At 61.9% G+C, this 522-nt stretch carries 1 protein-coding gene; it reads left to right on the top strand.

Going from position 1 to position 522, the window contains the following annotated elements; all coding sequences use genetic code 11:
• On the top strand, positions 1-472 hold a 472-nt coding region (locus tag AC1DTN_RS39170; RefSeq protein ID WP_477925638.1), incomplete at its 5' end, for an ABC transporter ATP-binding protein.
• Positions 473-522 lie beyond the last annotated feature (50 nt).

The following is a 522-nucleotide window of genomic DNA, read 5'->3' as shown; positions in this document are numbered from 1 at the left end:
GGCCTACGTTCCGGAGGAGCGCCGCATCGTCCCTGGTCTCACGGTACGAGAGAACATCCGCCTGGGTCTCCTCGCCTCGCCGTTGCGCCGGCATGAAGCGGACGTCATCGAGGAGATCGCGGAAACCTTCCCGCGTCTGAAAGAGCGCCTCGACCAGATGGCCATCACGATGTCAGGCGGGGAGCAACAGATGCTTGCCATTGCGCGCGCCGTGGCGTCCAAGCCGAAGATCGTGCTGCTCGACGAGCCCTCCGAAGGCATCATGCCGGTGCTGGTCGATGAGATGTTCGAGTATTTCGCTGCGCTCAAGCGCAGCGGCGTGACCATCCTTCTCATCGAGCAGAACGTCGGCCTGGCTCTCAAGATTGCAGACCGCGCCTACATCCTCGACCAAGGCGAAATCGTCTACAGCGGCGACGCGCAAGCCATGCTGGCCGACGAAGCCATCCAGGAGCGTTACTGCGCGGTCTAGGCGCAGTGCAAGACGATCAACGATCAGAACGAAGAAGATGACCTGCGTAG

The organism is Rhizobium sp. 01T444, assembly GCF_056398305.1.
Note: the sequence above shows the minus strand (reverse complement) of the source record. Positions and strands in the feature narration are given on the sequence as shown.